A 22,908-nucleotide genomic window follows, 5' to 3' on the forward strand; every position below is an offset into this window, starting at 1 on the left:
CGGGCTGACGGCACCGAGGCGGATGTTCCGCTTGCCGGTCGCAATCTGGCTGATGATCGTCGGGATCACCGCGCGCGCCGACTGTCGCGGGCCAAAGGTGTTGAACGGGCGGATTACCACGACGGGCATATCGAACGAGGCCTGGAACGACAACGCCATCTGGTCGGAGGCGATCTTCGAGGCGGAGTAGGGCGACTGTCCGACCAGCGGATGGCTCTCCTTGATCGGAACGATCTGCGCCGTGCCGTAGACCTCGCTGGTCGAGGTCTGCACGAAGCGGCGCACGCCGGCCATGCGCGCGGCCTGGAGCACATTTACGGTGCCGCGCACGTTGGTTTCGACATAGGAGTCGGGCGCGACATAGGAGAACGGGATCGCGATCAGCGCCGCCAGATGCAACACGTCGGTGCAGCCGCTCGCGGCCGCGATCATGAAGTGCGGGTCGCGGATGTCGCCTGCAACGACCTCCACCGACGTCATGATGTCGGCCGGCACCGTGTCGAGCCAGCCCCAGGAATTGAAGGAGTTGTAGTAGACGATCGCCTTGACGCGGGCACCGGCTTTCACCAGTTCCTCGACGACATGCGAACCGATGAAGCCGTCGCTGCCGGTAACGAGGACGCGGGCGTCCCTCAGATCTGCCATGCCGGACCCCAAAGGGCGATTAAGCCAGTGTTCGCAACAAGATGGCGCTATAGCACACTGGCCGTCGCGTGCAACAGAGCACCGTTCGATATCGGTCAAATGCCCGGGGATGCAGCGCTTTTGGGCGCCCGTCTAGGCGTTCCCAGTGGGGATCAGGCGTTGCTTCACGAACGCCTCCAGATTTCCGCCCTCGAACAGATGACCGGCAAGGCCCGCGGCCTGCGCCGCCCCCATGTCGCTGTCCTTGTCTCCGATGACCATGCTGCGCGTCATGTCGATTGGGAAACGCTGTGCGAGGTCATTGATCATGCCGGGCGCCGGCTTGCGCCGGTCGCTCGTGCGGCAATAGTTTGCGACGGTGCCGTCGGGGTGATCGGGGCAATATTCGAACGCATCGATGTGTGCGCCGACCAGCGCCATCTGGTCCGCCATCCAGCGGTGCAGGGCGAAGACGTGATGCTCCTCGTAGTAGCCGCGTGCGACGCCGGATTGATTGGTGATGACGAAGGCGAAGTAGCCGGCGTCGTTGACGGCCTTCACGGCCTCGCGTGCGCCCTCGGTCCATTCGAGTTTGTGCGTCTCGAAAGTGTATCCTGAATCGTGGTTGAGCACGCCGTCGCGGTCGAAGAACACTGCTGGCCGGCGCAGCTTCTCCCTCAATTCCCGATTGGCGCGTGCGAAATCATCGGGAACGCCGATGTCGATGAAGTAGCCGCGATAGGCCGTGCCGCGCAGTGCGCCGGACTTGACGAGGCCGGGGAATACGTCCTGCTCGAGCGAGGCGGGAAGCGTCGCGATGTCGGCGAGAATGGACTTGTCCACGACGTAGATCCCGGCGTTGACCGGCCCCGTCGCGCCCGCACCCGGGGCGATGAAGTCACGCACCACGTCACCGTCGAGCACGACGCGCCCGTAGCGATCTCCGACGACGCCGTCGCGCAGCGCCATGTGAACGCGCCCACGCTGCGAGCGCGCGATCAGATCGAGCAAATTGAAGTCGAACAGCGAGTCGCCGTTGAGCAGCAGGAACCGTTCGTGCAGCAGATCGCGCGCATGCACGAGCGCGCCGCCGGTGCCGAGCGGCTCGGTCTCGCGCGACACGACGATTCGCGCCTGTCGCCTCGAAGCCGCAGCGTAGTGCGTTTCGACGATCTCCGCCTTGTGGCCCGCAAGCAGGAGAATTTCATCGAACACGCCATAGCGTGCGATCTCGTCGATCAGCGTATCGAGAAACGGGCGTCCACCGATATCGAGCATCGGCTTCGGCACCAGTTTGGTGCGATCGCCGAGCCGTGTGCCCAGCCCGCCGACGAGGATGACAGCCTGTCTCAACATACGGTGCCCTTCCGACAGCATAGATGGCGAAGTGTACTGCCAATCCGAACCGATGGGAGTGTCAGTTTCTGTCCAATTCCATATCAGCGCGAACAGGGAATGCGAATGACGACCGTCTGCCTGTTGGCAAACAGAACCGTGAACGGGCTCGCACGAAGCTCATCTGCGACCGTCGGGTCCATGGGGGCGGCGGGAGGAAAATAGCTCAGACGCTGGTCGGCCGCTAGGTGTGTCCACCGTATCGTGCGGGGCGTGATGATCGCGACAAGATTCCAGGCATTCTCGCCCGTCTTCAGAATGCCGACCAACGTGGATTTGGCTTCCTCTTTGATCGCTTCAGGGCTTGGAGATGCGGGGACATCGGAAGCCGGTTGGGCTGATTCCTGAAGCGGTGGCTGTCCCCCGCGGACGGCACGCATGATTCCGCCCAAGCCATCGATCCGTCCCATCTGGAAGAAGGTCTCCGAATTGTTAAGGACCAGAGGCGCGATCAAGCTGCAAACCTCATTGAGCCGACGGTCTGCTTCAGCAGGCGTCAGGATTGCGCGCACCACCAATTTTGCCTGCTTCGCGATCGCTTCGTTCACAGTGTCCAGATTGGAGAACAGATAGGCGCCCGGAGCGCCCGTGAGTGCCTGGATTATGCCCAACGTGTACGGGTCGGAGAGAACGATCCCCTTTCGCAAGTTGTTGCGGAGCCAATGAGCGACTTCAAGATCTTCCGCGTTGTAGTGGGAAACAACAGGGGTCCGGTGCGGAAGCGCGCCGTAACTGTAGCTCTTGATGAGACCGGACAGACCGGCCCTATCGACAGCCACGCCCAGCCCCACGATACCCGCAAGACTGCAAGTATAGATGACTCGCGATCGGGCCAACGATAATGGCGCCAGCGCGATAAGCAGCAGGACCAGTGCGATTTCTGTCGCGCGCAGGAACGATGGGTAGCCGGCAAGAGGCAAGTTGGTCCGCCAGTCATACGCGTAGACCCCAGCCACAAGAACGGTTGCAAGCAGGGTGACCACCGCCGCAACCAACGCCCGTCGATATCGAGAGGAAAGAAGGGGGGCAGCCAGCAACTGACAGAAAATCTCAGTGGCTGAGATCGTGAAAAGCGACAGAATAATTGCGTTGGTTCGGTACAGGAACGGGAATCCCGAGAGTACGGCAAGGCTCAGGCCGCAACCAGCAATCCAGGACCACGCGAGTGTTAGGAAGTCTCCGGTTGGAGGCGCTGTCGCACCCGAGGAATCACGAGGGGCTGGCCGGATCATCAACCACCATGCAATGCCCAGCGCGATGCATATGGAGAAAAGCGGTCCGATCGCCCGCCCGAGTTCGATCGTGGCGACCTGCGGCCCGGCGCCCAGGGCGAGCTCTTCGCCGCCTTCGATCCTCTTGCCCAGGATCAGTCCTGTAATCGAGGAGAATGTCTCATTGGCGCTCATTGGGGGAATGTAGCCGAAGCGCATTCCGGCAACGCACACGACGATTCCGACAATGATCAGGGGTAGTATGAAGGATAATGAGCGCAGGAATGCGATCCAAGGTGACGGCCGTGCGGAGATCATTCGCGCGATGGCAAGATACAGAAGCCAGCTGACCAGGACGGTTGGAACGAAGAGATAGGAACCGCGGTGTGCAAGCAGCAGCGTCGCCGGCCAGATGCAACCAAGAAAGAGCAGCCCCGTATATGCGCCGGTATCGATCGGAATCCTGAACAGGAGCAGCCCGGCCACAAGTAGCACAAACATAAGCGTGTTGTTGTTGACCACGAAAGCGAGCAGCAGCGTCGCGCCGACGCTGACGGCCAGAAACACAGCAGATCGCGTCGACAGGCCGCCCGCTTTCCGGTTCGCATTGCGCATCAGCACGCCGAGAAACACAACACTGCTGGCGACGGCCAGGCTGCCGTTTGTGATCAAGACGACAATGCTGCCGGTGGCGGCAAAGAAGAAGGCGATCCATTTTCGTCGCGAAGTGGAATAGATGCCCTGGACGAAGGCATAGGACGCCAACAAGAAGAAGAGGGCTGAGAAGAATCGATAGGTCCAGTTGAACTTCAGGAGATCCAGGCCGAGCGTTCCAGCGAGCGCACCTGCAACTGCCGAGCGGAGGTCGATGTAAGATTGGGCCGCGTAAGGGTTGATGACGCCTTTGTCGGCGTATTCCTGCGCCGTCTTCATCCAGTGAACATCCGCGCCGATGTCCGCGTAGGGAAAGTTGGAAAATGCGCCGAAGAACCACCACCAGGTCATGAGTGCAATGGGAAGCGACAGAATGCACCAAGCGGCCGCCGCGCGCGTCTCGCCTCTGTCCGGGCGCCAATGCGGCCACCACCATGCCAATCCGAAACAGGCCACGGCGACCATAGCCGCGAACTGAAGCCACATATCCCCCACGAACAGCGATATTGGTCCGAGCAAGATACCCGTTGCAGAGGCGCCGACGGTGAACGCAAAAACGACGAGCTGAGCCTTCGTGAGCCGGCACGCCTCGACGAGCTTCGTCGGCGCAATGGCCAGAATCGAAAACCCGGTACCGAGCTGTATCAGGAAGAATAAAAGCGTCAGGACAAATGTGGTCGTCCACATCACGAAATCTCTATGGTGGGCGCCGGCCAAACAACCGGGATCGGCTGTTTTCAGTTGCCTTCTGACCGCTCGGCCGGGCGGACGACGATCAGGGACCCTAGCGTAAACAGGTCTTCTTCGGAGAAGCCTCTGAAGCATGGGGCCAGTCGTTGCAGGATGTCCTGCTCCGGTGCTCGGCGGTCTGGTTGATCGCTCAGCAGCTCAAACCCGGCCTCTCTGAAGAGCTGCAGATATTCGCTGTGTCGTAGGCGATTGACGTATTGGAAGCGCGACTGGAAAGGCGCCCATTCCTGCTCCGAATAAGTCAGGAAATTGAATGAGCTGATGGACGGATCGAAGCCCTTGAAGTGGTCGCCGTAGTCGATTTGCATAAGGACCAGTCCGTCAGGACGCATGATGCGTCGCAGCTCTCTCAGGATTCCCACGATGTCGTTTTTGGGAATGTGCTCAAGCGTTTCGACGGAGACCGCGCAGTCGATCGAACCGGCGGACAGGCCCGTCGTTCGGGCATCGGCCGGTGCACGATATTCGATCCTCCAAAAACGCTCGAGGTCCTCCATGGAATTCATGACGGGCTGGTCGGTGCCGCTCAATCGCGAAACGATGGCCGCGTTGGAGCGGACCAACTCCAGCTTGGCAAGGCGCTCGATGTCCACGGTGATGTAGCGCCGGGCTCCATGCGCGCTGAAGGCCAGCGGAACAATCAGATCGCGCCCGGCTCCGAATTCGAAGCAAATCGAATCCTGCAGCGGACGGAGGCTGTGCTTCTGATGAGTGCGCAGCAGACGTTGCGCAAGAGTGTAGATGGATTTGACCTGCTTTTCGGGTCGCGGCAGCCGTCGCGTGACGTAGCGCTGCAGGGCGTAATCGCCTAAGGGGATATTCGACAGCATCGAGAACGCCCGCGCTTTCGTTTGCCAGCGCACGTCAGCGGTTCCTCGGCGAAACCGACGGTACGTTTGTAGTCATGCTGACGAGCGGTGCTTGAAGCACGATGTAGGTCCAGAATAGGCTGACGTTCCGGCCATTTCGGCGGATACCAGGTCACGTAGCCGTTTTCGGTCATAAGGGAGCCGCACGGGCAATGCAAGGATTTGAGGGCGGTCTGGGAGAGAGCGGAGCGCGACGGGCGCTTCAGGCTTGAGGACCTTGTCCGCGGCAAATCCGATCTCAGCAACGGCTCGTGGCGGCGCCGTTCCCGGTTGATTCCCCTGTCTGCTGCGCGTAAACAGATACTCAAACTCCGTCGACGTTTCAGCATGCGGGCAAGAACATTGCGTATGGTTTGTAGAATGCCGCCGGCCGGTTCGCTCCGTGCCGATCCCTTGCCCTCCCGCCGAGTTTCGCCGCATGCCCGGTGAATTGCAGATTAGCGAGGCCGTCGCAAGGGGCTATCCGCCCGCGGTGCTCTACTTGCGTAACGACGAGACCGTCACGACGGAAGTCTGCGCATTCAATTATTTTTCGGTTTTCCTGAAGGCTAATCCGGAGGTGGATGCCCATGTCTGGTTCTTCGATGGGGCGGGAAAGCCGGCTGGATATTTCCACAGGGAACTCGGCGTCAACGGACAGTTGCAATTGCAGACGTCGGAGCTATGCCCGCGCGTGTCGGGAACGGTGGCGATGTCGCTGGTACCGAAACACGAGACCAAGCTCCGTCCCGGACGGAAGGTGACCACCGGCTATTACGCACAATATTTTTCGCAGCATGGTGCGGTAACATTGTCGCATGAGCGCGAGCCCGTCGCGGCGGGGCCGTTCCCGACCTCTGCCTGGATGCAGTCCTATCTCACGCGCTTCCTGAAGGAGTCTGGCGTGGTGCTCGTGAACTCCTGCATGGCGTCCGAAGGCGCCTCGGTGGGGACGGCCAGACTCATGGCTCTGGATGGCACCGCATTGGGCGAGCGCGCGCTTCCGGAAATCGCGCCCATGGGCGCGGTCCGCATCAGCACGCTGGACCTTTTCCCCGAGGCCGAACAACTGGTCGGCGCGAGCGAAGGTTTTGCCCTGGAGTTCAAGGGCACGAACATCGCAAGTCCGTTCAGCTATTATGAATTTGCCAACGGCAAGTTCAGCTTGCACCATTTTTAAGGGCCGCATCCGTGACACGTTTCTCGTCCAGTCCTTGGAAGCCTTACGAGCCCAGGTTCATGTTTCCGACTTTTGCGGGTGTCGAGTCGCGCATGGGTTTCTCGATTCCTGCCTGGTATCGTCCGGTAGACATCAGGTATCTGCGCAGCCTCATCGCCGGCAGCCTGCGCAAGAACTTTCGCGAGACGGTCAAGGATCTCGTGCCCGAGCTTGCCAGCCTGGTCGCCTCGGGGTTCAGCAAGAGGCTCAGGTTCAAGCTGCACATCCTGTCGCGTCAGGGGGACTATCGGGCGACCTACGAGTTTCCGGAAAACTATGCTCCGGGCGCCACCGTCGAGGTTGAGCTGTCGCGTCTCTTCGCGACGCTCAAGCTGCCGCAGGACGACTATGTCGTCATCGCCGTGATGTCGCGCGGCCGTATGGACGGCTTTCGTTCCTCGCCTGCCAGCTACTCGATGACGTATGTCGATCAGGACAATGTGGCGATCTACCGCACCGGCGCGTTTGCCCGGCCCTTGAACGAGGGCAGGCTCAAGGCGCATGTCGGCTTCACCGGGATCAATCCGAAGATCATTGCGACCAGCGACATCGTCAGCAGCCTGATGCTGGTCAATCACTCCTCCGATCCCGAATATGCCCATACGGCGCGGCCCACATCGAGGCTGATCCGCGAGGACGGCGAGGAGCTCACCGGCGAGTTCGGCGACATTCCGCCGCTGGGTGCCCGCGAGATGTCGGTTGTCGACATGTTCGGCAGCGGCGTGTTCGATTTCCTCAAGCCGTTCGGCGGCCGCGGGACGACGGTCACCATCTGCACCGGGGTCACGCTCGCGAGCCTGCATTTGCAGCGCACGAACGACAACCGGCGGACGCTGCTGGGTATCGAGCACTCGCGCCCGGCGCACATGAATCTCGCCGGCATTTTGCAGCACTAGATCGGGCATACCAATTGTCACAGAGCGAACCCCAGACGTCGCCACCCAGCCTGTCGAGTCGTTTCATCAAGCTCGACGCCGACATGACCACGCCGTCGCTCGGGCTCGTGCTTGGATTCTGGATCGTCACCAACATCCTGGTGATGGTATGGTGGCGCGTCGAGATTTCCGACAGGTGGCTCCCCGGCGCCTGGCGCTATTTCGGAATTGCAGTTTACGTGCTCGTTGCGCTGGCTCCGCTCGCGCTTCTCTTCCTCATCCGGCAGAGCTTCTTCAATCCGGTCGTCCTGGGATTGCTCGTCTGCTGCTGTCTCGCGCTGTCGATCACCGCGCATGAGGCCAATCTGCTGCGCGAACAGATGCAGTTCAGTCTCGATCACGAACGCGAGTTCGCTCACATGGAATTGGTCGAGGGCATCATCCGGCCCCTGATCTCGAAGATCGTTGAAGTCTACGTTCAGGTCCTTGGTGACGACCACATGCGAGGGTCCACGGTCCGTACGCATATCGCGATCAACTACATGTTCGATTCGCTGTCGTTTCTCGCGGTGTTCGCCCTTGCAACCCTGCTGCTGTCGCGGACTTCGGCGTGGATCTGCCTGCTCCTGTTCGCCTTCTATACGCAGACGGCGATCTACCCGGGCCGCATGGGCCCGGTGTTCATCGCGGGCGGGTTGTTCTGGCAGCTGTTTCTGATCGCGTCTCGGCGCTATCCGGCCGCGATCCTCTCCGGGCTGATCATCTGTTTCGCGCGCACCGATGTCGTGTTCGCATCTGCCTTCGCGCTGTTGAGCCTGGCGGCGTTCGCGAGGCGTTGGCCCAGCGTGAAGGAGTGGGGAGTGTTCGCCGCGTTGGTGGGCATGTCCGTGCTGATTCCCAAGTTGCTGATCTTGATGCATCCGCAGGCGGACTTCAGATCATTCCTGATCACGCATGGCGAGTACTTCTCCAAGCTCGTCGTCAATCTTCTCACGATGAAGCTCGCGGTGGCGATTGCCAGTCCCGTCCTCGCAATCGCGATCGTACGGACATTTGCGCTGACCCGGACGATCGCCGTCGTTGTTCCGGCCGCGCTGGTTCATGTCGGGATCGTCTTTGTGATTGCCGACTTTTCCGAGACGCGACTGATCGTGCCTGCGATGGGTGCGCTTGCCTTCGTGGCCAGCGAAGCACTTGGAAAGCTGCTGGAAACGGGCGATACCCAGCGGAGCGAGGGGTCTGCTTAGGAAGCCTCCTAAGGCCAGGCGGCTCCTTGCGACTCGGTCGATCGTCGATCGACCGAGATCCGAGGCAGGATCAGAAATTGACCCGTTCGCGCTCGACGACGATCGGCCGTCGCCGGACCTGGTTGAAGATCGCGACGATGTACTCGCCGAGCACGCCAAGGAAGAAGAGCTGCACGCCGCCGAAGAAGAACAGGCCGATGACGATTGTGGGAATGCCGCGCGGGCCGATGTCGAAGCCTGCGACCTTGAGCAGGAACACGACGAACGCGTAAGCGAAGCTCAGCGACGAGATGATCAGCCCGAAGAAGAATGCCGAGCGTAGCGGCACGGTGGAAAAGCTGATCGCGCCGAGCAGCCCTTGGTCGATCAGGCTCGACAGCCGGTTGCGGGATATGCCGTGTTTTCGTGCGAGCCAGGTGTAGGGAACGCCGATCGAGCGGAAGCCGCATTCGAACGGCATCATCCGCATGAAAGGCTGGACGTCCTCGAACTGCTTCATGGCGTCGAGCACCTTGCGGTCGACCAGCTGGTAGTCGCCGACGTCGGCAGGATAGTCGACATAGGACATGCGGCTGATCATCTTGTAGTACAGGTGCCGCGCCGTGCGGCTCAGGAACGGCTCCTCGCGTCGCGCCCGGATGCCGAACACGATCTCGTAGCCGTCCTCCCAATGCTTCACGAAGGTCGGGATCAGTGCTGGCGGGTCCTGCAAATCGGCCGGCATGAACAGCACCGTGGCGTCGCCGGTGGAGGCCAGCACCCCGTTGTAGGTGTTCCTGAGCACGCCGAAATTCCGGGCGTTCACGATGACCTTGACCGAGGGGTCCTGGGCGGCGATTTCCTTCAGAATCTCCACCGTCCGGTCGGTCGAGGCGTTGTCGCAGAAGATGTGCTCGCGCTCGTAGCCTGGAAGCTCCCGATCGAAGATGTCCTTGACCGCTGCGTAGCACTCACGGATCCCCATCTCCTCGTTGTAGCATGGGGTCACAAGGGTGATCTTCTTCGGCATCAATCCTCCAGGACCTCCATCGAGGGAGACCAGTCACCCGTGGGTTTGAATCAGGCGGATGGCGGCCGCCCGAGGCGGTTGGCGCGCCGGTGGTGGGGTTGCCATCTTTCTATCGTTTCTTTAGCAGGTAAGCTGGCAACTTCAAGCGTTCCCGATGGGGGGCGACGGAGCCCGGATCTTGTTGACAGGACTGGCTTAACCGGTCTGATGTGATCTTTTCTGCTGGACGGGTATGAGCATGAAGGCCGTGATTCTGGCGGGCGGATTCGGGACACGCATCACCGAAGAGAGCCACGTCAAGCCGAAACCCATGATCGAGATCGGCGGCAAGCCGATCCTGTGGCACATCATGAAGATGTTCTCGTCGCACGGCATCGACGAGTTCATCATCTGCTGCGGCTACAAATCCTACGTCATCAAGGAGTACTTTGCGAACTACTTCCTGCACATGGCCGATGTGACGTTCGATCTCGCCAACAATTCGATGGAAGTGCACAACAAGTTCGCCGAGCACTGGAAGGTGACGCTGGTCGACACCGGCCTCAACACCATGACCGGCGGACGGCTCAGGCGCGTCAAGGACTACGTCGGCAACGAAACGTTTTGCATGACCTATGGCGACGGCCTCGCGGACGTCGATATCGGTGCATTGCGCGATTTTCATCGTGCCCATGGCCGGCACGCGACGGTTACCGCGATCCAGCCGCCAGCCCGGTTTGGTGCGCTCGATATCGGCGACGACGTGGTCCGGCATTTCGAGGAAAAGCCGCGGGGCGATGGGCGCTGGATCAATGGCGGCTTCTTCGTGCTGGAGCCCGCGATCTTCGACTACCTCGGCGACGATGCCACCATCTGGGAGCAGGAGCCGCTCAAGCGCCTGTCGCAGGACGGGCAGCTTGCTGCCTACCGTCACGCCGGCTTCTGGGAGGCGATGGACACGCTGCGGGACAAGCTGCACCTCGAACAGCTCTGGGACAGCGGGCAGGCGCCTTGGAAGAGCTGGCCATGAACGCCGGTTTCTGGACGGGCAAGCGCGTTCTCGTCACCGGGCATACCGGTTTCAAGGGGGGGTGGCTGGTTGCGTGGCTGCGCCATCTCGGCGCCGAGGTCGCAGGTCTCGCGCTGCCGCCCGCGACGACGCCGAATCTGTTCGATCTAGCGCAGACCGGGCGGGACATCGTGTCGGTCTTTGCCGACATCCGCGATCCCGCCGCCGTCAAGGCGGCGTTCGACCGGTTCCAGCCCGAGATCGTCTTCCACATGGCGGCGCAGGCGATCGTGCGAGCGTCTTATGAGGACCCGGTCGGCACCTACGCCACCAACGTGATGGGCACCGTGCACGTGTTTGAGGCGGTGCGGAATTCGGGCGTGCGTGTACTGGTCAACGTCACCAGCGACAAATGCTACGACAATAAGGAATGGGTGTGGGGCTACCGCGAGATCGATCCGCTCGGCGGCAAGGATCCCTATTCAAACAGCAAGGCCTGCGCGGAACTGGTGACACAGGCGTATCGATCGTCATTCTTCAGTGGAACCAGCCGGATCGGGTTTGCCAGCGCGCGCGCCGGCAACGTGATCGGAGGCGGCGACTGGGCGCAGGACCGTCTGATCCCCGACGTGATCGCGGCGATCCGTAGCCGCCAGCCGGTGCCGGTCAGGAATCCCGAAGCGGTGCGGCCGTGGCAGCATGTGCTCGAGCCGCTGTCGGGCTATCTTTTGCTCGCCGAGCACCTGTGGCGGGACCCTGCTGCGTTCTCCAGCGAATGGAATTTTGGTCCCGATCCCGACAGCGTCCGCACCGTTCGCTGGCTGGTCGACCGCCTGGCCGTGCTCTGGGGTGTTCCGCCGCAGCAGATGCCGCAGCAAGGACAGCATCCGCATGAAGCACGACTGCTGTCGCTGGACAGTTCCAAGGCCCGGGCTCATCTGGGGTGGGCGCCGCGCTGGGGCCTCGATCGTGCCGCATCCGCCGTGGTGGAATGGTACAGGGCGTTCGAGCAGGGCGTTGCGATCAGGCCGGTAATGGTTGACCAGATCGACGCTTTCATGAACACCAAGCGGGACTAGGCTCTCCTCGGCCTGTTGGGCCGCCAACTGGATTCAATCTGATGACCACCACGTCGACGCGATCGCTCACCGAGATCAAGAGCTGCGAAGTCTGCGGCAGCGACAAGCTCGTGCCGGTGCTCGATCTCGGCCTGCACCCGCTGTGCGACGATCTGGTGACGGTCGGCGATTCGCGTCAGTGCCGTGAATACCCGATCAAGATCGATTTTTGTCCGACGTGCGCCACCGGCCATCAGCGTTTCCAGGTCCCGAAGGAGGATTTGTTTCCCGGGGATTATCACTATCGCTCGCGCTTCACGGCCGACGTGCTCTCCGGGATGAAGAGTCTCGTCGCGACGTGCGCGGAGCGGATGGGGCCCTTGACCGGCAAGATCGCGCTCGACATCGGCTGCAATGACGGCAGCCTGCTCGACTTCTTTCGCGAGGCCGGCGCCAGGACGGCCGGCATCGAGCCAACCGGCGCGGCCCAGGATGCCGCGGCCAAGGGCCATTTCGTGGTGCAGAACTATCTCAGCGCCGAGACCGCGTCCGAAATTCATCGCGACGTCGGTACGCCCGACATAATCACTTTCACCAACGTGTTCGCCCACATCGAGGATCTCAAGGGCGTGCTCGCGGCGCTGAAGGTGCTGCTTGGGCCGGACACGGTGATCGTGATCGAGAACCACTATCTCGGCGCGGTGCTGGACCGACACCAATTCGATACTTTCTATCACGAACATCCTCGCACCTATTCGTACAAGTCGTTCAGCTTCATCGCGAAGTCGCTCGGGCTCGACATCGTCAATGTCGAATTTCCGGCGCGTTATGGCGGCAACATCCGCGTCGTCCTCGGGCGCGCGGCGAAGAGCGATGCCGTCGCGGCCGATGTCGTTGCCCGCGAGAACAATTTCCAGGTCGAGTTTGCCCAACTCGCGCGCGACGTCCTGCTCTGGAGGGCGCGTAAGGGCGAAGAGCTCAAGAAGATCATCGCGGCCCACGGACCCATTCGCGCCAAGGCCTTTCCCGGCCGCGCCGCCATTCTGGTCAAGCTGCTCGGCCTGACGGAAAAGGAGATCGTCGCGGTTCACGAAAAGCCGGGCTCGATCAAGATCGGACATTACGTGCCGGGCACTCGCATTCCGATCGCGTCTGACGACGAATTGTTCGCGCATGGCGACCAGAGCAAGCCGGTGCTCAATTTGGCCTGGCACATTTCGCGCGAGATCCGCCAATATCTCTCCGACAACGGCTACAAGGGCCCGGTGGTCGACGTGCTCGGCGCGGACGATTTCCATGCCTGAGGCACCCCTCTTCACGATCCTTGGATCGGGTTTCGGGATGTACGGATATTTGCCCGCGCTGATCGAGTGCGGGATCAAGGTGGCGCTACCGGAGCGCTACCGGGCGGTCGTCGGCGGACGGAGCGAGCTCGCACAATACGTGCCCGAGGTGATCTGGTGCGCCGGCACCGACGAAGCGCTGGCGCGATCGAATGGCGCGGTGGTTGCGCTTCGTCCGGCCGACCAGGCCGCTTGGATTCCGCGGCTCACCCAGATGCCCGGCATCCACGATCTTGGCCTGGAAAAGCCGCTCGCGCCGACCCCGCAGCTTGCGGCGCAACTCCTCCAGCAGCTTGATCGGGCCGGCAAGCGGTACCGAGTCGGTTACTCTTTCCGCTTCCTGCCGTGGGCAGAGCAGCTCCGCACAGCTCTCAGCGAAGGTTTCGACGTTATCTCTGTGCAGTGGAGTTTTCTAGCGCATCACTACCGTGCCGATCTGGTGAACTGGAAGAGGTTCGATGAGAGCGGAGGCGGCGCGCTCCGCTTCTACGGCATCCACCTGATCGCGTTGCTGGCCGAGTGCGGCTATGAAGATGTGTCGAAATCGACGGTCGTAGGACCTGCGGAGAACGAGACGGCTGCATGGGAGGCAACTCTGGTCGGCAAAAATTTGCCGCCGGTTGTCCTGCGGGTCGACAGCCGGTCAGCCGAAACCTACTTCCGCGTTTTTGGCCGGCAAGGCGAGGGCGGACGTGTCGTCGTGGACCAGTTGGACCCGTTCTCGACGACGAAGCAAGCCGGCGCGAACGTTCGCGATCCGCGGGTCGATGTGTTGCGCCGTCTATGCCGTGCGCTCCGGGACGAGGACCACGATCACCTACGGCACCAGCAAGCCGTTATCGCGCTGTGGGCGCGGGCCGAGGCTGTTCGGAGCAGATCTAGCTTGCCGTGATACGATCTTGCTTCGCGCCGCGGCTCAATAGGCGAGTCAGCCAACGCGCGAATGCGCGGTGGTGCTTCTCCCCGATCGCAGCGACCCCTATCGCGACCAGATTGGAGGCCGCGACGGTTATGACGAACATGCCGATGCCCCTTTGCCGGGAAGCTCATCCACGTCGCGTACATGATGGTATGATGGACGAGGTAGAGCGAGAAGGAGTAGTCGGCCGCAAAGGAGATCGATGTGGAAACAGCGGGCGAGGTGACGGCGTGCATCGATTGCGTCGCTGCCACCAGTCCGAAGAAGGCTGCGGCAAGCAGGACATATGAAAGAAGATTGTATTCCGCTCCCGTGCGCGTCACCGCGACGAACGCGCCAATGCTCACGATGCCGATCATGGCTGAGGGTATAAGTTTAGCAATTGAAAGACGGTCGGTAAAGTAGATCAGGCCACCAAGGAGCCAGAGAGTGAACAGCGCGAAGCCCAGACCATGGGCCTGGAAAGACCCGAACAGAAAATGCATGGGGGTCTGACCAAAGAAGATCGCGATCGGAATGAGGGGCAACCCCGATCGCGGTCGATGGGCAATGAAGAAGAGGGCGCCAACGAAAATGTAGATGTGCCACTCAATCCCCAGCGTCCAGAGCGGGGCTGCCGATCCGAACGCCGACCATTGCAAGTAATCCGGAAGGACGCCTCGATATCCTTCAAGCATGAAGAGATTGGCGATCAGCGTTCCAAACGTATAGTAGCGCAGGATGCTCGGATCGCCCGTGTAATAGACCGCAATGCCGTCGACAACGATGACGAACACCAGTGCGGGGATCAAGCCGGTGTAAATGCGCGCAAATCGCTCGATGCAGAATTGCAGGAATCCGTATGCCGGGTCCTTTGATCTTTGCACGAGCGTATGCGTTATCAAGAACCCGGAAATTAGAAAAAAAATCAATACGCCGACGTTCTGAATCAGAGCAAAATGCGTAGGCCGCCAATCCGCCACGAAGAAGGCTACGGCGTGGCCAACGCAGACCATTTGCGCGGCCAGTGCGCGCAGCAGGTCGAGCGCAGGTGACGTGGCATTCTTCGAGCGGCTCAGGTCGAACATCGCCGCCTACCAGCCGCCTCGGGCGTTGCAGCCGGAGCCAATTTTGTCATCGTTGTCACCACACGCTCCGCCCGCCATCCATGACCAGGTTCTGTCCCGTCATGTAGCTCGATGCGTTGGAGCAGAGAAATTGCACGGCGGCGCGGTACTCCTCGACTTCGGCCATCCGGCCCATCGGGATCAGGCGCGTCAGCCGCTCGACGAAGGCGGGATCCTGGTTGTTGAAGACACCGCCCGGCGAGATCGCGTTGACGCGCACGCCGTGATCGGCCCAGTAGGTCGCCAGATATTTCGTCAGCCCGATCAAGCCGTGCTTGATCACCGAGTAGGTCACCGGCTTCACCGGCTGTTCCTCTTCGCGTGTCACATGCGGCTGACGGTAAAGCCGCTGATCCGGCGCGATCACGCCGAGATCGGAGGCGATGTTGAGGATCACGCCGCGCCCGTGTTTGGCCATGTCGCCGCCGAACACCTGCGCGCACAACATCGCGCCAGTCAGGCCGACGGCGATCTCGGTCTGCCATTGCGGCACCGGGAACGCCTCGAAGCGCGAGGAGTGCATGACGCCCGGACTCGACGTCACCTTGGGGTCGATGGCGGCGTTGTTGACGAGGATGTCGACGGTGATGCCGCGGCCTGCGAGTTGCTCGTTCGCAGCACGCACCGAGTCGAGCGAGGTGACGTCGATCGCAAGCGCGATCAGATCGGCTGAAGCGGCGATCTGCTTCAACGCGGCGACGGCGGCTTCGGCCTGCGCCAAGCCGACATCGGTGACGACTACGCGCGCGCCGGCTTCGCTGAGCGCCGCAACATGCTGCTTGCCCAACAGGCCGCCGGCGCCGGTCACGAGCGCGGTCCGTCCGGTCAGGTCGTAGCGGGAGGAGGGATTTGCCATCGATGGCTCCTGTTCAACTTCTGAGCTGGCCGCCGTCGGCCACCAGCACGCTGCCGGTGATGAAGGCGGCGCGGGGCGAAGCAAGGAAGGCGACGACGTCGGCGATCTCCTCGGGAGTGCCGAGCCGGCGTAGCGCCACTTCGCGCTGGAGCATGTCGTCGACCGCTTGCTTGTTTTCGGCGATCTTGCGCGCCCAGGTACCGTCCGGGCTCAAGATGTTTCCGGGCGCGACTGCATTGATGCGGATGCCTTCCAGCGCCAGCGGCCGCGCCAGACCGCGCACGGTCGCATTCAGCGCCGCTTTGGCGGCGTAGTACGTGACCGGCGCGCCGAGTGCGGCCATGCCAGCGATCGAGGAGATGCAGACGATGGCGCGGTCGCCGCTGCCACGGCCCATTAGCGGTCTGGCGGCCTCGATCATGTTGGTGGTGGCGAACAGATTGAGGTCCATCACCCGCGACCACTCCGCCGCAGTTTCCTGCCCCGGGGGCACGGACGCGCCGCTGCCGACATTGCAGACGAGGATGTCAAGCCGGCCCCACTGCTTTTCGACCTCCTGAACAAGGTTCGCCGCGGCGGCGGGATCGGTGACGTCGGCGATGTGAATCGAGCTCCGTCCGCCGACCGTCGGGCGCGCGGTGTTCAGCGCATCGGCGCCGCGCGCCGCAACTGCCACCTTGGCGCCTTCTGCCGCGAGCGTTGTCGCGATTGCAAGCCCGATCCCGCGACTGGCGCCGGTGACGAGTGCGACGCGATCGTCCAGCTCGAGCTTCATCGCGCCGCGTCCTCGATCCAGCGAACCGTCATGTCGCGGTATTTTGCCAGCGCGCCGGCGTGGTCGCCGTCGGCGGCACGCGCGGTTTGCAGGATGTATTGGCCCTTGTAGCCGGATCGCTCGATCAGCCGGATCGTCTTGGCAAGGTCTGCGTTGCCGGTGCCGAGCGGCACGGTCGTGCCGCCGCGGACGCGGTCTTTCACGTGCACATTGAGGATGCGCGGCGCGTAGGCGCCGATCTCGTCGTCGCTGTCATAACCGAGCGAGGCGCTGTTGCCGCTGTCGTAGTTGATGCCGAAGACGTCGGCTGGATAGGCCTCCATGAACCGGGCGAGCTCGCGCGGCGGCAGATCGGATTCGAAGACGATCTTGACGCTCCGTCTTGCAAGCTGCTCGGAGCGAGCGAGCAGCACGCGCTTCAACGTATCGCTATCGCTCTCGCGCTCGATCTTGCCGTTGTCGACCAGCGGGATCACGATGAATTCGATGCCGATGCGGCTACAGGAGGCGATCAGCAGATCGAGGTCGGCGACGAGCGCGTCGCGCACGACGGCATCGACCTTCCAGAACGGCGCCTGCATGAAGCAGTCGCCGGTCAGGCTCGGAATCCGCACGCCGTTCTCGCGTGACAGCGCCAGAATGTCCTGTTGGCCCGGCTCGGTCGTCAGCGGGTTCTCGCGCAGCCGTTCCTGATCGATGGTCCATTCCATCCGCGTCAGGCCGAGCTCTTTCGCACGCGAGAATTCCTCGCCCCACTCGTCCCAGGGGAATGCCTGGATCTTCCCGTCGACGAGAGCCGAAAGCCTGCCTTGCATGAAGCCGATGCGTTCGAGCGTTGCGGTCACGGTTGCTTGTCCGAGTTGATGGCGAGGCCCTTTGTGGTCCAACCGCCGTCGATGAAGAGCTCCTGTCCGGTCACATAGGCGGAGGCTTCCGACGCCAGGAAGATTGCGGCTCCCACCATGTCGGCGGGCTGTCCCCAACGGCCGAGCATCGTGTGGCGACGCCGCGCCTCGTGCATGTCGGGATCGACAAAACTCTTCGCGGTCATCTCGGTCGCGACATAGCCGGGCGCGAGTGCGTTGACGCGGATGCCGTCGGGCGCATAGTCGGCGGCGAGCGCACGCGTCAGTCCGGCAAGACCGGCCTTCGCCGCCACGTAGCCGGGATTTCCGGGAAAGCCGCGGACCGAATTGATGCTGGTGACGTTGATGATCGCAGCGGAACCCGCGTTCTTCAAAAGTGGATGGGCGGCAAGGATGGTGGCGTAGACGCCGGTGAGGTCGGTTGCGATCGTGGCACGGAAGCGCGCGAGCTCGCTCCCGGCGCTTTGGGCCGGCAGGCTGATACCGGCGGCGTTGACCAGCGCGTCGATGCGTCCGCCTTGTGCGGCCACGATGCGGAATGCGCTCTCGATGGCCTCGTCATCGGAGAGGTCGCAGGCAATCGGGCTCACGCCCTGTGGTGCAGTCCCGGAACGGCTGAGGCCGAACACCGTAGCGCCCGCATCCTGCAGGCCGGTCGCGATCGCAGCGCCAATGCCGCGGGAGGCGCCGGTGACGACCGCGATCTTGCCGGCGAGAGAGAAGGGGCTGAGGTCAGGCATAGCCGTAACTATGCATGATGGCGGCGCAAAGCTTGACGTCCTCGGGACGATCGATCTGGAACATCTTGTGACGATCCATCACGTGAAAGCCGATCTTGCCGCCGAGACGATTGTTCTGCTCGCGCAGGAGTGATGGGATCAGGACGTAGAACGAGCCGTTCTCCAGGTAGCGCTTCTCGATCTGCTGCCGCATGCGCCGATTGTGATAGTCGTAGTTGATCGGCTCCGGCCCGCTCGCGCCGATACGCCAGTTGAAATAATCCTCGACCTCGCAAACCGAGAGCAGGCTGTCGAGATGGTCGCGATCGAAGGTCGCAAGCGCGTCCTCGATGTCGCTGGACTCGCGGATCGGTGACGTCGCCTGGAGGGCGACGATCCGCTCGCACCGTCCCATTCGCTCGTCGATCGCATTGAGTGCGTGTAGCCAGGCGGATTCGGAGGAGGCGAGGTCACCCGAAATGTCTGCGGGGCGCCGCACGCCGATGGCGCCGGCGGCTTCGGCCGCGGCAAGGATATTGTCGCTGTCGGAAGAGACTGCCACGACGTCGACGCCGCGCGCCGCGCGTGCCTGCTCGACCGTCCACGCGATCAACGGCTTGCCGCAGAGATCGAGCAGGTTCTTGTGCGGAATGCCCTTGGAGCCGCCGCGCGCGGCGATCACGGCCAGCGTCTTGCGCGCCATCAGATATGCCCCTCGAGACGCTCGAGCGCGACCCAGAAGCCTTCACCCATGTTCTTGTGGCCCTGCCAGATTTCGGGAATGAAGGACGCGGTCGGCGCATGCTTGCGCAGCACCCGTCCGATCTCGTCGAAATCGATCTCGCCTTCGCCGACCTGGAGCCCTTCGCCGTCGAGCCCCTTGGCGTCCCCGAAATGCAGATGCGCGGTGTGCGGCCCGAGCTGCGCCAAGCCTTGTGCGAAGTCGAAGCCGAAATGATTGGCGGCGAGCTTGGTGTGGGAGATGTCGACGCACATCCGCAGATCATGCTTGGCGCAAAACGCGGCGGATTCCTCTGGGAAGATAAAGATGTTCTGGTGGCGCTGGCCGCCGAAATGCCATGGGAACGGCGCCATGGTCTGCGGCGTCAGCTCGACGCCGTCCATGTCGAGCTCCTTGAGGCTCTGGGCGAAGATGCGGTAGCGCTCGGCCTTCGCCTCCGGCGGCAATGGCTCGTCCATGGTGAAACCGCCGATATTGGCGACGATGGGCGGGCGCTTCGTCTTGGGAAAGAATTTCTTCAGGCCGCGGGTGATGTCGATCACGGCCTGGGTCTGCTCCAGCGAATATCGCCGCAGCGACTCGTCGGGAGTTGCGAGGTCCATCAGCTTGGAGCCGGCAAACAGCTCCGGCGCATGCACGACGAAGCCGAGATCATAGGTGCCGGAGAGATACGTCGCGGGATCGCGTTCCATGTCGCTGTAGCTGAGATGGAACTCGATGATATCGGGCTCGCAGATCTCCAGGAAGCGCTCGGTGTCATGATAGCGCACCGGCACGCCCCAGGGCCGGTCGAAGCGGTAACGCCGCGCTTTTGCGATGCCTTCATCGAGGTCGCTCTGGAAGAAATAGTCATCGGCCGCCATCGTCCGCGTCAGCTTGCGGCCGAGCAGGGCCGGCATCTTCAGCGGCGACAGCCCTTGACCCGGACTCTTCACGGCGATGTCGCTGTCGGAGATCACGGTGCCTGCCGGAAGGTCGCGCGCGGCCACCAGGCTCTTGGCAAGATTTTCACGGTTGATCAGCTCACCCTGGCTCAGCGCGCGCTCAGCCAGCTTCTCGCCGCGCGCCGCCTCCACCTCGCGGATGCCCGAGACCAGCGTCTTGAATTCCTCCGGCTCGAGGCTCGCGGCGTGGTCCGGGCCTTCCATCCCGCGGTCGAGCGTGATGTGGCGTTCGATCACGACGGCGCCAAGCGCCACCGCGGCCGTAGAAACGGCAACGCCGCGCTCGTGGCCCGAATAGCCGACGATCGGATGGATCTCGCGCAGCGTTTCCATGAAACGCAGATGGATGTTGTGGAGCGCGGCCGGATACGTGCTCTGGCAGTGCAGTAGCACGTAGCTCGCATCGCGGTCGTCGAGGAATTTCGCCGCGGTCTTGATTTCGTCCGTCGTGCTCATGCCGGTCGAGACGATCAGCGTCTTGCCGGTGGCGGCAAGGCACGCGAGCAGCGGCAGATTGGTGAGATCGGCGGAAGCGACTTTGTAGGCCTTGACGCCGAACCCTTCGAGCACGGCGACGCTCTTCGCGTCCCAGGGCGTGCAGAGATACTGGATACCCTTTGCCGCGCAGTACTCGGCGATCTTCTTCTGCTGCTCGGTCGGGAGTTCGAAGCGGCGCAGTAGATCGAGCGTATATTCGACGGCGAGGTCGTCGTCCTTCCCGGACAGGCTCGAAGCGCGATAGACCTCATCGAGCTTGCGCATCTGGAATTTGGCGCAATCGGCACCGGCCGCGACCGCGGCATCGACCAGCGCGATGGCGCGATCGAAGTCGCCATTGTGGTTGTTGCCGATCTCGGCGATGACGTAGCAGGGTTGGCCGTCTCCCAGAAGACGGTCGCCGATGCGGACCGGGGCGGGCTGTTGGGGCGATGTCATCAACATTCTCATCTCATATCGTCAGGCGAATCGCGCGGGAAAGCGCGACTTCCACGTCCGCAGCCCGTTTTCTTCGAACATGATGCGCGAACAGCTGTGCCCCTGCTGTTCCAGTGCAGCAATGAGCTGGTAGCGTTCGAACGGACGCACAAAGAACATGAAATAGCCGCCGCCACCGGCGCCCAGCAGCTTGCCGCCGACCGCACCGTGCTGCTTCGCGAAATCGTAGATCGCATCGATCGAGTCCGACGAGATCTTCGAGCTCAGCTTCCGCTTGGCGTGCCAGGCTTCGTCGATCAGCCGGCCGCACTCCAGCAATTGGCCGCGCAGCAGATGTCGCCGGATGTCGCGCGTCACTTCCTTCTGCTTGGCGGCCGCAGCGACGGCGTCGCTGGTCTCGTGCTGGGCTTTCTGATCGCGGTGGATGGCGCCGGAATCGCGGCCCGAGCCGGTGTAGCAGAGCACCAAGCTCTCCTCGAGCTCGGCGATGATGTTAGGATCCAGACGAAGCGGCACGATGGTGTTCTGGTCGGAAAAGAACTCCATGTGATTGAAGCCGCCGAACACGGTGGCGTATTGATCCTGCCAGCCGCCGGGGATGTTCAACATCAGCCGCTCGGCCTGGAACGCCATCTCCGCGATCTCGTGGCGGTCCCACTGGTCGCTGCGAAATTCGTTGAAGCAGCCGATGATGGCAGACGAGACAACTGCCGAGCCGCCGAGGCCGGAGCCGACCGGGAAGTCGGCGGAGACTTCGAGCTCGAAACCGTAAGTCGGCTTGATCAGGCGCACGACCGATTTAATCAGGGCGAGATCGCCGCCCGAGCCAAGGTCTGCAAGATCGTCGGCCTCGATCGTGCGGCGGAAATCGTGCGAATAGATCCGGATGCTGGGATCGTTTCGCCGCCGCAGCGTCGCGTGAGCGTACATCTTGATCGTGGCATTGATAACCGCGCCGCCGTCATTTGCCACGAAATAATGCGTCAGGTCGGTGCCGCCGCCGGAGAAGCTGATCCGCACGGGCGAGCGCGCGCGCGCGAAGACTTCGCTCTCTTCCGACAAGTTGAACAGCTCGCGGCTGAACACGTCGACCAGCCGTCCTTCGCTATCGAGGATGGGCACCACGTGCACGCGCTGGTCGAGCAGCTTGAGGATTTGCTCGCGCGGCCCGCCGCTGCGCGCCCAGACGAAGTTGCGATTGATGCAGGTAGCCACCCTGTCCTGAATCGTAGTGCCGGTCAGCATGCGCCTGCGGATGTCGCCGTCAGTCACCGCGCCGACGATCCGTCCGCCCGCGTCCTGCGCGAACAGGATCCCGAGCATGTTCGCATTGAGGCGCCGGAAGGCTTCCTCAATGGTTTCGGTCTCGGCGATGGTGACGAGGGATCGTTCAAGCACGTTTGGGTCCAGGGAGGGCCGAATTTTCTCGGCCACAAAGGCGCATGCCCGGTTCGCTGATCGTCTGCTAATACGGGAGCCGATCGGGCGATGCAAGGTTCCGGTGGCGCCAATTCCGACGAATTTGACGGAGTCCGCCCGCCGACGTCTTCCACTTTCATGTTGCATTCAGCGCCCCCAGCTGTCTTTTGGCTGCGCAGGAGAAAATACGATGTTGGTTACTACGATTGCGGCAGTACTTGCTCTTTATGGAGGCCAGACGTCGCCAGCCGTGGGCTCCGCCGCGCTCTCGAAGTACAGTACCGCGTGCCGAGGAATCCGCCGCCTTGCGCAAACGGTTGGGACCTGAGTGCTCGAGACGGTTTTTGCTATCCGAACGGCTACCTGCCTCCCCAGGACCAGGAGGCGGGCAGCGATACTATCCGG

At 62.3% G+C, this 22,908-nt stretch carries 20 protein-coding genes; 7 read left to right on the top strand and 13 right to left on the bottom strand.

The annotated features are described in order from the left end of the window. The 4 genes from AC0L3P_RS33720 to AC0L3P_RS33735 form a co-directional block, all read right to left on the bottom strand. The coding region (locus AC0L3P_RS33720; RefSeq protein WP_473308591.1) for an SDR family NAD(P)-dependent oxidoreductase at positions 1-645 on the bottom strand (645 nt) is incomplete at its 3' end. A gap of 132 nt (positions 646-777) precedes the next feature. Beyond that, positions 778-1,980, bottom strand: coding sequence for an HAD-IIIA family hydrolase (locus AC0L3P_RS33725; protein ID WP_473308592.1), 1,203 nt, complete (start codon positions 1,978-1,980; stop codon positions 778-780). A gap of 83 nt (positions 1,981-2,063) precedes the next feature. Beyond that, positions 2,064-4,571, bottom strand: coding sequence for a hypothetical protein (locus tag AC0L3P_RS33730; RefSeq protein ID WP_473308593.1), 2,508 nt, complete (start codon positions 4,569-4,571; stop codon positions 2,064-2,066). A 50-nt stretch (positions 4,572-4,621) separates the two neighbouring features. Further along, positions 4,622-5,497 (bottom strand): class I SAM-dependent methyltransferase, encoded by an 876-nt coding sequence (locus AC0L3P_RS33735; protein WP_473308594.1) that lies wholly within the window; start codon positions 5,495-5,497, stop codon positions 4,622-4,624. Positions 5,498-5,921: 424 nt separating this feature from the next. Between AC0L3P_RS33735 and AC0L3P_RS33740 the strand changes: the two genes are divergently transcribed. From AC0L3P_RS33740 to AC0L3P_RS33750, 3 genes are all read left to right on the top strand, one after another. Continuing rightward, positions 5,922-6,662, top strand: a complete 741-nt coding sequence (locus tag AC0L3P_RS33740; protein WP_473308595.1) for a hypothetical protein — start codon at positions 5,922-5,924, stop codon at positions 6,660-6,662. 92 nt (positions 6,663-6,754) lie between these two features. Continuing rightward, positions 6,755-7,597, top strand: a complete 843-nt coding sequence (locus tag AC0L3P_RS33745; protein ID WP_473308596.1) for a hypothetical protein — start codon at positions 6,755-6,757, stop codon at positions 7,595-7,597. Between the two features lie 83 nt (positions 7,598-7,680). Beyond that, positions 7,681-8,823 carry a hypothetical protein gene (locus AC0L3P_RS33750; protein WP_473308597.1) on the top strand — a complete coding sequence of 381 codons (1,143 nt, stop codon included), beginning with the start codon at positions 7,681-7,683 and terminating at the stop codon, positions 8,821-8,823. 70 nt (positions 8,824-8,893) lie between these two features. Here the strand turns inward: AC0L3P_RS33750 and AC0L3P_RS33755 are convergent, their stop codons facing one another. Beyond that, positions 8,894-9,832, bottom strand: coding sequence for a glycosyltransferase family 2 protein (locus tag AC0L3P_RS33755; RefSeq protein WP_473308598.1), 939 nt, complete (start codon positions 9,830-9,832; stop codon positions 8,894-8,896). A gap of 238 nt (positions 9,833-10,070) precedes the next feature. Here AC0L3P_RS33755 and rfbF point away from each other — a divergent pair, with 238 nt between their 5' ends. The 4 genes from rfbF to AC0L3P_RS33775 are packed head-to-tail and all read left to right on the top strand — an operon-like array spanning position 10,071 to position 14,113. Then, entirely contained in the window at positions 10,071-10,841 is a 771-nt protein-coding gene (gene rfbF / locus AC0L3P_RS33760; RefSeq protein ID WP_473308599.1) for a glucose-1-phosphate cytidylyltransferase, read from the top strand. Continuing rightward, positions 10,838-11,899, top strand: a complete 1,062-nt coding sequence (gene rfbG, locus AC0L3P_RS33765) for a CDP-glucose 4,6-dehydratase (protein WP_473308600.1) — start codon at positions 10,838-10,840, stop codon at positions 11,897-11,899. Before rfbF ends, rfbG begins: the two co-directional genes overlap by 4 nt. A gap of 41 nt (positions 11,900-11,940) precedes the next feature. Beyond that, positions 11,941-13,182 carry a class I SAM-dependent methyltransferase gene (locus tag AC0L3P_RS33770; RefSeq protein ID WP_473308601.1) on the top strand — a complete coding sequence of 414 codons (1,242 nt, stop codon included), beginning with the start codon at positions 11,941-11,943 and terminating at the stop codon, positions 13,180-13,182. Continuing rightward, a complete protein-coding gene (locus AC0L3P_RS33775) occupies positions 13,175-14,113 on the top strand; it encodes a Gfo/Idh/MocA family oxidoreductase (RefSeq protein WP_473308602.1) in 939 nt (312 codons plus the stop codon). The genes AC0L3P_RS33770 and AC0L3P_RS33775 overlap by 8 nt, the downstream gene beginning before the upstream one ends. Here AC0L3P_RS33775 and AC0L3P_RS33780 read toward each other — a convergent pair. The 8 genes from AC0L3P_RS33780 to AC0L3P_RS33815 are packed head-to-tail and all read right to left on the bottom strand — an operon-like array spanning position 14,035 to position 22,650. Beyond that, complete coding sequence (locus AC0L3P_RS33780; RefSeq protein WP_473308603.1) at positions 14,035-15,207, bottom strand: acyltransferase family protein; 1,173 nt, start codon at positions 15,205-15,207, stop codon at positions 14,035-14,037. The two genes, AC0L3P_RS33775 and AC0L3P_RS33780, sit on opposite strands and share 79 nt — an antisense overlap. Positions 15,208-15,262: 55 nt before the next feature. Next, entirely contained in the window at positions 15,263-16,102 is an 840-nt protein-coding gene (locus AC0L3P_RS33785) for an SDR family oxidoreductase (protein WP_473308604.1), read from the bottom strand. 13 nt (positions 16,103-16,115) lie between these two features. Further along, complete coding sequence (locus AC0L3P_RS33790) at positions 16,116-16,877, bottom strand: SDR family NAD(P)-dependent oxidoreductase (RefSeq protein ID WP_473308605.1); 762 nt, start codon at positions 16,875-16,877, stop codon at positions 16,116-16,118. Continuing rightward, positions 16,874-17,722, bottom strand: coding sequence for a sugar phosphate isomerase/epimerase family protein (locus AC0L3P_RS33795; protein ID WP_473308606.1), 849 nt, complete (start codon positions 17,720-17,722; stop codon positions 16,874-16,876). Before AC0L3P_RS33795 ends, AC0L3P_RS33790 begins: the two co-directional genes overlap by 4 nt. After that, the gene (locus tag AC0L3P_RS33800; protein ID WP_473308607.1) at positions 17,719-18,483 is read right to left on the bottom strand and encodes an SDR family oxidoreductase; all 765 of its coding nucleotides are present in this window, start codon (positions 18,481-18,483) and stop codon (positions 17,719-17,721) included. The genes AC0L3P_RS33795 and AC0L3P_RS33800 overlap by 4 nt, the downstream gene beginning before the upstream one ends. After that, entirely contained in the window at positions 18,476-19,165 is a 690-nt protein-coding gene (locus AC0L3P_RS33805; protein WP_473308608.1) for an acylneuraminate cytidylyltransferase family protein, read from the bottom strand. The genes AC0L3P_RS33800 and AC0L3P_RS33805 overlap by 8 nt, the downstream gene beginning before the upstream one ends. Then, positions 19,165-21,084 carry an N-acetylneuraminate synthase family protein gene (locus tag AC0L3P_RS33810; protein WP_473308609.1) on the bottom strand — a complete coding sequence of 640 codons (1,920 nt, stop codon included), beginning with the start codon at positions 21,082-21,084 and terminating at the stop codon, positions 19,165-19,167. Before AC0L3P_RS33810 ends, AC0L3P_RS33805 begins: the two co-directional genes overlap by 1 nt. Positions 21,085-21,105: 21 nt before the next feature. Next, positions 21,106-22,650 carry a GHMP family kinase ATP-binding protein gene (locus AC0L3P_RS33815; RefSeq protein WP_473308610.1) on the bottom strand — a complete coding sequence of 515 codons (1,545 nt, stop codon included), beginning with the start codon at positions 22,648-22,650 and terminating at the stop codon, positions 21,106-21,108. Positions 22,651-22,908: the final 258 nt, after the last annotated feature.

Source organism: Bradyrhizobium sp. WSM4874 (genome assembly GCF_055811835.1).

Excerpts from the sequence above, each read along its gene's own strand:
- AC0L3P_RS33790 (WP_473308605.1), bottom strand. The coding sequence starts at position 16,877 with ATGAAGCTCGAGCTGGACGATCGCGTCGCACTCGTCACCGGCGCCAGT.
- AC0L3P_RS33780 (WP_473308603.1), bottom strand. The coding sequence starts at position 15,207 with ATGTTCGACCTGAGCCGCTCGAAGAATGCCACGTCACCTGCGCTCGAC.
- AC0L3P_RS33785 (WP_473308604.1), bottom strand. The coding sequence starts at position 16,102 with ATGGCAAATCCCTCCTCCCGCTACGACCTGACCGGACGGACCGCGCTC.
- AC0L3P_RS33725 (WP_473308592.1), bottom strand. The coding sequence starts at position 1,980 with ATGTTGAGACAGGCTGTCATCCTCGTCGGCGGGCTGGGCACACGGCTC.
- AC0L3P_RS33810 (WP_473308609.1), bottom strand. The coding sequence starts at position 21,084 with ATGACATCGCCCCAACAGCCCGCCCCGGTCCGCATCGGCGACCGTCTT.
- AC0L3P_RS33815 (WP_473308610.1), bottom strand. The coding sequence starts at position 22,650 with ATGCAACATGAAAGTGGAAGACGTCGGCGGGCGGACTCCGTCAAATTC.
- AC0L3P_RS33740 (WP_473308595.1), top strand. The coding sequence starts at position 5,922 with ATGCCCGGTGAATTGCAGATTAGCGAGGCCGTCGCAAGGGGCTATCCG.
- AC0L3P_RS33730 (WP_473308593.1), bottom strand. The coding sequence starts at position 4,571 with ATGTGGACGACCACATTTGTCCTGACGCTTTTATTCTTCCTGATACAG.
- AC0L3P_RS33750 (WP_473308597.1), top strand. The coding sequence starts at position 7,681 with ATGACCACGCCGTCGCTCGGGCTCGTGCTTGGATTCTGGATCGTCACC.
- rfbF (WP_473308599.1), top strand. The coding sequence starts at position 10,071 with ATGAAGGCCGTGATTCTGGCGGGCGGATTCGGGACACGCATCACCGAA.
- AC0L3P_RS33800 (WP_473308607.1), bottom strand. The coding sequence starts at position 18,483 with ATGCCTGACCTCAGCCCCTTCTCTCTCGCCGGCAAGATCGCGGTCGTC.
- AC0L3P_RS33775 (WP_473308602.1), top strand. The coding sequence starts at position 13,175 with ATGCCTGAGGCACCCCTCTTCACGATCCTTGGATCGGGTTTCGGGATG.
- AC0L3P_RS33805 (WP_473308608.1), bottom strand. The coding sequence starts at position 19,165 with ATGGCGCGCAAGACGCTGGCCGTGATCGCCGCGCGCGGCGGCTCCAAG.
- rfbG (WP_473308600.1), top strand. The coding sequence starts at position 10,838 with ATGAACGCCGGTTTCTGGACGGGCAAGCGCGTTCTCGTCACCGGGCAT.
- AC0L3P_RS33755 (WP_473308598.1), bottom strand. The coding sequence starts at position 9,832 with ATGCCGAAGAAGATCACCCTTGTGACCCCATGCTACAACGAGGAGATG.
- AC0L3P_RS33770 (WP_473308601.1), top strand. The coding sequence starts at position 11,941 with ATGACCACCACGTCGACGCGATCGCTCACCGAGATCAAGAGCTGCGAA.
- AC0L3P_RS33745 (WP_473308596.1), top strand. The coding sequence starts at position 6,755 with ATGGGTTTCTCGATTCCTGCCTGGTATCGTCCGGTAGACATCAGGTAT.